8 protein-coding genes are annotated in these 9,053 nt (G+C 42.3%); 6 read left to right on the forward strand and 2 right to left on the reverse strand.

Going from position 1 to position 9,053, the window contains the following annotated elements; all coding sequences use genetic code 11:
* Positions 1 to 2: 2 nt before the first annotated feature.
* Positions 3 to 734, reverse strand: coding sequence for a MaoC family dehydratase (locus QZQ46_RS06745; RefSeq protein WP_296828194.1), 732 nt, complete (start codon positions 732 to 734; stop codon positions 3 to 5).
* Positions 735 to 737: 3 nt separating this feature from the next.
* The gene (locus tag QZQ46_RS06750; protein WP_296828196.1) at positions 738 to 1,037 is read right to left on the reverse strand and encodes a NifU family protein; all 300 of its coding nucleotides are present in this window, start codon (positions 1,035 to 1,037) and stop codon (positions 738 to 740) included.
* A gap of 602 nt (positions 1,038 to 1,639) precedes the next feature.
* Between QZQ46_RS06750 and QZQ46_RS06755 the strand changes: the two genes are divergently transcribed.
* The 6 genes from QZQ46_RS06755 to QZQ46_RS06780 form a co-directional block, all read left to right on the forward strand.
* Complete coding sequence (locus QZQ46_RS06755; protein ID WP_296828198.1) at positions 1,640 to 3,091, forward strand: 4-hydroxyphenylacetate 3-hydroxylase family protein; 1,452 nt, start codon at positions 1,640 to 1,642, stop codon at positions 3,089 to 3,091.
* Positions 3,092 to 3,246: 155 nt separating this feature from the next.
* On the forward strand, positions 3,247 to 4,551 hold the full coding sequence (locus tag QZQ46_RS06760) for an acetyl-CoA hydrolase/transferase family protein (protein WP_296828200.1): 1,305 nt from the start codon (positions 3,247 to 3,249) through the stop codon (positions 4,549 to 4,551).
* 47 nt (positions 4,552 to 4,598) lie between these two features.
* Positions 4,599 to 5,966 carry an MFS transporter gene (locus QZQ46_RS06765; protein ID WP_296828203.1) on the forward strand — a complete coding sequence of 456 codons (1,368 nt, stop codon included), beginning with the start codon at positions 4,599 to 4,601 and terminating at the stop codon, positions 5,964 to 5,966.
* Positions 5,967 to 6,016: 50 nt separating this feature from the next.
* Entirely contained in the window at positions 6,017 to 7,375 is a 1,359-nt protein-coding gene (locus QZQ46_RS06770; RefSeq protein ID WP_296828205.1) for an aspartate aminotransferase family protein, read from the forward strand.
* Positions 7,376 to 7,459: 84 nt separating this feature from the next.
* Entirely contained in the window at positions 7,460 to 8,572 is a 1,113-nt protein-coding gene (locus tag QZQ46_RS06775; RefSeq protein ID WP_296828207.1) for a 4-hydroxybutyrate dehydrogenase, read from the forward strand.
* Positions 8,573 to 8,602: 30 nt separating this feature from the next.
* Positions 8,603 to 9,053 (forward strand): Glu/Leu/Phe/Val dehydrogenase dimerization domain-containing protein (locus tag QZQ46_RS06780; RefSeq protein ID WP_296828209.1); only part of this gene is annotated, 451 nt, incomplete at its 3' end.

The following is a 9,053-nucleotide window of genomic DNA, read 5'->3' on the forward strand; positions in this document are numbered from 1 at the left end:
AGCTAATTCTCCTCTTCTTTGTAATTCGATGTGTTGCTATAGCTAAATAATGTTTTCATCATCAATTGATGGATGGTGCCTTCAACGACAACTGTTCCGTCTGATTTCCGGCAGATTCCTCGGAATTCTCCGATGTACCAACGGTTCTTTTCTTCGATATGAGTTAATTCTATAGAGGCTTTAATTGTATCGCCGGGATAAATTGGGGCTGTGAAGGTTAACTGCTCATCCATTAAAATCGTTCCATCACCCGGGAGAATGGTTCCCATGATGGAGGATAACAGACTGGCGGTCAACACTCCGTGAATGACGGGGCGGCCGAACCCGTGTAGGGCAGCGAAGGTTGAATCTGTGTGGAGCTTTCCGTAATCGCCGGTTAAGGCAGCGAATTGGAAGATGTCTTCTTCTGTAAACGTCCTGGTCATACACGCCGTGTCCCCTAAATGGATTTCTTTTTTTTGCAGAAGGGGGAACTGATCTAGATCCTCTAATTCTTTTGCAAAGAGGCTAAACTGCTGAGGTGTGAGAAGGGGACGAAATTGTCGTGCTGCGATACCGGTCGTATCGGCACAAGCCGTCATGCAGCCACAGACGAGAAGGCAGAAATCACAGATCGTATTTTCCGTATCATACGTAAAAGTATGTTGGGGAAATTTTTTTTTGAGTTTCTCCACTTCTTTGCTGCGATCATAGCGAGGATTGCAGCCGCCGCAATATTTTATGCCTATTTTCATAACTTACCTCTGCATGTGGCGCATACGTAGTATATCCTTAGCTTGAGCGATGAGATCATCGCTGACTCCGGTTACTAAGATGATATCTTGGATATCATCTATGGACTCACGAATCTTCGCTCCGATTAGTTCTTCCGTCGTTAATTGAGCTGACGGACATCCGCTGCATTTTCCCGTTAGGCGGATTCGCAGAATACGATTTTGGTAGTCGACTATTTCGACATCGCCTTGATGTTCTGCTAAGATGGGGCGGATTTCTTTTTCTAATACAGTTTCTATTTTGCTTTTTATTGAAGCGTTCATTTTATTCACATCCAATCTGATTAATTTATTATTTATATGAAATTATCATGCCAGATTTAAAGTGAGAGAAGGCTTGATGAAAAATAGTGCTAAATTTCACTATTTTTATTTTGCTAAGTATATGTATAATCAAAAATACTTCTAAAAATAATATATATTCGATACAGGAAAATGATATGTGAGTGCAAGGTATATATATAAGGAGTGGATAATTAAACGTTTTACTAGTTATAATTAAAAAAATACAGGAAAAATATATTTAAGACATTCGGTTTTATTGAATTAATGTTCCGATAATGGCACATTAATTCAGTGTTTCATTTTTAAAACATCGATCGCAGAGAATTGTTCTAAAAATGAAACTAAAAAGGAGGTAAATATAATTGATTGTTAAATGTGAAAAAATGAACTATTTTTTTGCTAAAAAAATAAAAATCAATTTAAATGAGATGGATACTATGATTTTAGGGAAAGATGATACGGATTTTTTCTCATAACCGTTAACTTGGCACAATTTTTGCTCTTACTATAGGCAAAGCACACTATCGTGTGAATCAATTGTCAAGAATTTATTATAAGATAAGTAGAAAGGATGATTTATTATGGCATTAATGACAGGCGAACAGTACATCGAAAGTATGAGAAAGAAAAATTTACAGGTCTATATGTTTGGGAAGAAGGTTTCCTGTCCTGCTGATGATCCGATTCTCCGTCCGTCTATGAACTCCGTTCGTATGACCTATGATTTGGCTCAGCAACCGGAATATCAAGAACTGATGACGGCTGTTTCTCCCTATACCGGTGAACGTGTTAACCGCTTTACTCACATCCATCAGAGCACGACGGATTTAATGAATAAAGTAAAAATGCAGCGTCTTTGCGGTCAGAAAACGGCTTCTTGCTTCCAGCGCTGTGTTGGTATGGATGCTTTTAATGCTGTGTTCTCCACGACTTATGACACGGATAAGAAATACGGGACGAAATATCATGACAACTTCATGAATTTCCTGAAACGAGTACAAGAAGAAGATCTTACGGTAGACGGCGCTATGACCGACCCCAAAGGTGACCGCGGTTTAGCTCCTCATGCTCAGGCAGATCCGGATATGTATCTTCATGTTGTAGAACGTCGCGCGGATGGTATCGTCGTTCGCGGTGCTAAAGCACATCAGACCGGTTTCATTAATTCTCATGAAGTTATCGTCATGCCGACTATTTCCATGGGTGAAGATGACAAAGATTATGCTGTATGTTTCTCTTGCTCCACGGATGCAGAAGGTATTTTCATGATTGTTGGCCGTCAGTCCTGCGATACTCGTAAGATGGAAGGCGCTCCCATGGATACGGGCAATCCTGAATTTGGTGGCACGGAAGCATTGGTTATTTTTGATAACGTATTTATTCCGAATGAAAATATCTATCTCAATGGCGAATATGAATTTGCCGGAGTTCTTGTAGAACGCTTTGCCGGATATCATCGTCAATCTTATGGCGGCTGTAAAGTCGGTGTAGGCGACGTCCTCATCGGGGCTGCTGCTGTAGCAGCTGATTACAATGGCTGCCCGAAAGCTTCCCATGTTAAGGATAAGATTATTGAAATGCAGCACCTTAATGAAACACTCTTTGCCTGCGGGATTGCTTGCTCGGCATTGGGAACGAAAACAGAAGCCGGAAACTATCTTATCGATTTGCTCTTAGCTAACGTCTGCAAACAGAATGTAACGCGTTTCCCCTATGAAATCGTCCGTTTGGCTGAAGATATCGCCGGTGGCCTGATGGTTACAGCTCCGTCTGAAAAAGACCTTCGTGATCCTAAGATTGGGCCGTATGTTGACAAATACCTCAGAGGTGTTAATTCCGTATCGACTGAAAACCGTCTTAAAATTTTGCGCCTCATTGAAAACCTCAGCTTAGGTACAGCTGCTGTCGGATACCGTACAGAATCGATGCACGGTGCTGGTTCGCCGCAGGCACAGCGTATCATGATCTCACGTCAAGGCAACCTGCGCATGAAGAAAGAACTGGCTAAATCTATTGCACAGATTGAAGAATAATATTTGATGACGGCTGTTCACTATGCTTTTAAAGTAAAATGAACAGTTAGAATAATATAGTATGAGTAGATGAGATATTGACTGATGCCTGCAACTAGGCTGCTCCTCCTTCGTTGCAGGCGTGCAGTCAATCTACAAGAAAGTAGGTGCGTGTGATGGATTGGAGAAAAGAATATGCCGGTAAGATTGTATCGGCTGAAGAAGCGATAAGCCATGTCCAATCCGGCAATCGTGTTGTCTTTACCCATGCTTGCGGTGAAGCACAAGTTTTAACGGAAGAATTGGTTCGTCAGGCCAATCGACTTGAAAATGTGGAAATCGTCCATATGGTTGCTATGGGACAGGCTCCGTATTGCCAACCGGGGATGGAAAAGCATTTTAAACATAATGCCCTGTTTGTAGGCGGTTCGACACGAAAAGCAGTTGAAGAAGGTCGTGCAGACTATACTCCCTGCTTTTTCCATGAAGCTCCTCAGCTTTTTACGGACGGAACTTTGCCGGTTGATGTTGTTTTCTTACAGTTGAGTGAGCCTGATGAAGACGGTAATTGCTCCTATGGCGTATCTGTTGACTATACGCAGCCTGCAGCAGAATCGGCAAAATTGGTCATTGCTCAGATTAATAAAAATATGCCCTATACCTACGGGAACGGCATTAACCTTAAAGATATTGATTATATCGTAGAGAAAGACGAAGCTCTTATTGAACTTCAGCCGCCTAAAATCGGTGAAACGGAACGTAAGATTGGTGAATATATCGCATCATTGATTCATGATGGTGATACCTTACAGCTTGGTATCGGTGCGATTCCCGATGCAGTCCTGTCTTTCTTGGGCGATAAAAAAGATCTCGGCATCCATTCAGAAATGTTTTCTGACGGGGTCGTTGATTTAGCTCGTAAAGGCGTTATTACGAACAAAAAGAAGACCATCGATCCGGGAAAATTCGTTTCTTGTTTCCTGATGGGGACAAGAAAGTTATATGACTTCGTAGACAACAATCCGGATGTTTTGATGAAGCCTGTTGATTATACGAATGATCCCTTTGTAGTTGCCAAAATTGATAATATCATCTCGATTAATTCGGCGATGCAGGTAGATTTGATGGGACAAGTCAATGCTGAAATGATCGGCTATAAACAGTTCAGCGGTGTCGGCGGTCAAGTCGATTTTGTTCGCGGAGCATCACGTGCTAAAGGCGGGAAAGCCATCATTGCCATGCCGTCTACGGCCGGACACGGTAAAATTTCAAAAATTGTTCCATTGCTGGATGAAGGTGCTGCTGTTACAACGTCGCGTAATGATATAGACTATGTCGTTACCGAGTTCGGCATTGCCCATCTTAAAGGGCGTACATTGCGGCAGCGTGCTGCGGAACTTATTAAAATCGCACATCCGGATTTTAAGCAAGACTTGATTTCGGTATTTGAACAGAGATTTCATTGTAAGTACGAAGAATGATGAAGTCATCTTTTACATCTAATTCTTTTTGATAGGAGGGAATCATATTGGAGTTCGCAGTTGAAAAAAGCCAGGAGTTTAGATCGTTTTTAAACAGACTAACTCTTTTAGGCGGGGGAACCAACTTTTTAGATGGTTATATTCTTGCCTGTATCGGGCCTGCGTTGGTTCATTTGGGACCGATTTTACAACTCAATTCATTTTGGAAAGGTGCAATTGGCTCGGCAGCACTGATGGGGATATTAGTCGGGGCTCCTATATTTGGCTATTTGTCAGATAAGGTGGGGCGCAAGCTGCCTTTCATGGTCATTCCGTTGGCAATGGCAATTCTCTCCATTGCATCCATGTTTGTCACTTCCGCCGAAATGTTGTTTGTCTGTCGCTTTTTGTTAGGCATGGTTATTGGGGCTGATTATCCCAGTGTTACGTCGTATCTGTCTGAATATTCACCCGCTGATCGTCGTGGATATGTTATTGGCGTATTGATGATTATGTGGATCGCTGGTATGACGTTAGGTGAAATTGTAGGTTATATTGTATATGATTCTGCATATAATTGGCAAATTCTCTTGGGAATCACTGCTGTTCCGGCACTGGCCCTGATTTATTTGCGCAGAAACTGTCCGGAATCTCCTCGCTGGCTCATGAATAAAAACCGGGTAGCAGAAGCGGAAACCGTTTTCCATAAAATTTATGGTCCTGATGCAGATATCAGCATTTTAGAAGAAAAGGCTGTTAAGACTTCTTATCGTGAACTTTTAAAACCAAGATATTTGAAACGCGTTATTTTTGCAGGTGTTTTTTGGGCCACACAGGTATTGCCCATGTTTGCAATTTATATTTTTGGCCCGTCATTATTGCAGGAAATTGGTCTAACTGAAGGCCGAGACTTACTGCTTGGTAACTCCGTTATTGGTATGATTTTCGTTGTCGGAGTCGTATTTGGTGCAGTTATTATCGAGAGGTTTGGTCGTCGTCCACTCATTATTTGGAGCTTTGTTGGTATGGCTTTGGGACTGTTTGTATTCGGGATTATGGAAGAACCGCCGTTTTGGCTTATTGTTACAGGGTTTACCCTTTATGCAATTGCTTCTGGCCCTGCCAATGTTTTGGATTGGGTATATCCGAATGAACTTTTCCCGACAGAAATACGTGCAGCCGGGGTTGGATTGGCAACGTTTATTAGCCGTTTTGGTCCCATTCTCGGAACCTTTGCCTTGCCTTCCTATTTAGAAGCTTTTGGTATTCAGATGACAATGATGACGATGGTTGGTATTCTCGGTATTGGACTCTTAGCATGTATTTTCATGGCTCCTGAAACGAGAGGCTTGAATTTGTCTGAAGCTAGTGGAGCGGTACCGATTGGGACCGAAGAATTGGTCAGAGAAGAAATTCAATCTCATCAGATGAACTAAAACAAATTTGTTATGATTTTAATTTTAAATAAAAGAAAGAAGGTAACCCTATGTTAACAAATGAATTACCGAAAATTATCACTGCTACTGTTCCTGGTCCGAAAAATGCTGAAGTTATAAAGCAGCGTGCGATTGAAACACCGGATGCTATTCGTTGCAGCTATCCTGTTGTAATGAAAGAAGCTCAGGGCGCGATTATTGAAGATTTGGACGGGAATCGCTTCTTGGATTGGATTGGCGGCGTTGGTGTTTTAAATGTTGGTCATGCTCATCCGGAAGTTGCTGAAGCTATTCGTGAACAGACGAAGAAATATTTCCATGGCATGTTTAATGTTGTAACACATGATGGCTATGTAAAATTAGCCGCTGAAATGAATAAACGTGTTCCTGTACGTGGGGATAAAAAACAGACCATGTTTGTCAATAGTGGTGCAGAAGCTGATGAAAATGCTGTAAAGATTGCTAAGGCATTTACGAAACGTCCGAACATTATTGTTTTCTCGGGTGCATTCCACGGCCGTACTGTAATGACGATGGCTATGACAGCTAAAAAAGCCTATGCAGTTGGTATGGGGCCGTTCCCTGATGGCATATACCGCGCTAAATATCCCTACATTTATCGCCGCCCGGCTGAAATGTCTGAAAAAGAATATTTAGACCTTTGCATTGAAAGCATTTATGAAGTATTTGATCAGGCCTCCCCGGCTGAATATGTAGCTGCTGTTGTTTTAGAACCGTTACAGGGCGAAGGCGGATTCATTCCGGCACCAATTGAATGGGTTAAAAAATTACGTGAAATCTGTGATGAACACGGGATTCTCGTGATTGCCGATGAAGTTCAGTCTGGCTTCGGCAGAACGGGACGCCTCTTCGCTACGGAATATTGGAAAGAAGCAGGTATTCAGCCCGATATCCTTTCGTCTGCTAAATCTATCGCTGGCGGTGTTCCTCTTAGTATGGTTACGGCACGTAAAGAAATCTTTGATGCTGTACCTCGCGGCGTAATTGGTGGTACCTATGGCGGTAACGCACTTGCTTGTGCTGCTGCTCTGAAAGTACTTGAACTTATGGATCGTGACCATCTGCCGGAACGCTCTCTTGAAATTGGGAAGAAATACGTAGATACGGTTACTTCTTGGAAAGCTAAATATCCGGTTATCGGTGATGTTCGCGGCATTGGCGGCATGGTAGGCGTTGAGTTTGTTAAAGATCCTGTTACAAAAGAACCGAACGGCGAATTAGTATCTAAGTTAGTTCAGGATACAGCTCAGCATGGCTTGCTTGTTGAAAACGCAGGCTCTGACGGACAAGTTATCCGTTTCCTGGCTCCGTTGGTCATGACCGATGAACAGTTGGAAGCAGGTCTTAAGATTTTTGAAGAATCGATTCAGAGATGTTTGGCAAAATAAAATTTTTGGAAATACACTGGTGAGTTTGGATGCCGCTGCATTTTGCGGCGGCATCTTTTCTACAGAGAGAGAGGCGTTGTTTTTATGATCGAATTACAGTTAAAGCCGACTATTTACTCGTACGATACCTGTAAAGAATTTGCAGAAGATTTAAAAGTTGGAACTAGTGATCTCATCATCACGAACCAATATATTTTTGATCCTAATTTCAAAGATTTAGGGTTGAAGTGTCATGTTATTTTCCAGGAAAAATACGGGATGGGAGAACCGTCCGACGAAATGGCTGAAGCTATATACCACGATATTCCTGACGGGATTACCCGCATTATCGGCATTGGCGGCGGCACGGTTATGGATTTATGTAAACTGTTCATTTTAAAACAGGTCAGCCCCGTATTGGATTTGTTTGATGGGAAAATAAAACCGGAAAAAGCAAAAGAATTGGTTCTTATTCCGACAACCTGCGGAACGGGTAGTGAAGTTACCAATGTATCTGTTATGGCATTAGTCAGCCGAAATACGAAAAAGGGGATTGCCGATGCAGCCATGTATGCAGATAAGGCGGTTCTTATTGCGCAGCTTTTGCAGACTTTACCGTTTAAAGTTTTTGCGACGAGCTCAATCGATGCATTGGTTCATGCTGTAGAATCAGCATTATCTCCTGATTCCAGTGACAGCTTTAGGGTCTTTAGCTATAATGCTATTGAACTTATTCTTAAAGGATATCTGCAAATTAGAGATAAGGGTATCGATGCACGAGTCCCGCTCATGAAGGATTTCCTTTTAGCTAGCAATTGGGCTGGTATTGCCTTTAGTATTCCGGGGTGCGCTGCTGTTCATGCGATGAGTTATCCGTTGGGGGCTAAATACCATGTTCCTCACGGGGAATCGAATTATGCGATGTTTACCGGTGTTATGAACTGCTATATGTCGATTAAATCGGATGGCGAAATTGCTAAATTAAACCGGTTCATCGCAAACATCTTGGATTGCAAACCTGAAAATGTGTATGAAGAATTAGAAAAGTTATTAAATGTTATTCTTCCTAAGAAAGCCCTTCATGAATACGGTGTTAAAGAAGAAGAACTTGCAGAATTTGCGAAATCGGTTATGGAAAACCAGGGAAGACTGATGGCTCATAATTTTGTCAAACTGGACTATGATAACGTGTATAGCATTTATAAAGCACTGTATTAATAAATCTAAGAAGATAAAAGGTGATTTCACATGAATAAGTATTTGCAATCTGTTATTGAAAACGTCCGTGCTAAACATGCCAACGAACCAGAATTCGTCCAAACCGTCGAAGAAGTATTAAGCTCCCTCGATGCTGTCGTTGAAAAACATCCGGAATATGAAAAGTTCGACCTGCTCAATCGTCTCGTCGAACCGGAACGACAATTCACTTTCCGCGTTGTGTGGCAGGATGATAACGGCGGGTACCATACCAACACTGGGTATCGCTTCCAGTTTAATGGCGCAATCGGGCCCTATAAGGGTGGTCTCCGTTTCCAGAAAAACGTTTACTCCGGCATCATCAAGTTTTTGGGATTTGAACAGATCTTCAAAAACGCTTTGACCGGTCTTCCTATTGGTGGTGCTAAGGGCGGTTCCGACTTCGATCCGACGGGCAAGTCCGACGCTGAAATCATGCGTTTCTGCCAGAGCTATATGCAGG

The organism is uncultured Megasphaera sp., from assembly GCF_900539295.1.
Lineage (GTDB): Bacteria > Bacillota > Negativicutes > Veillonellales > Megasphaeraceae > Megasphaera.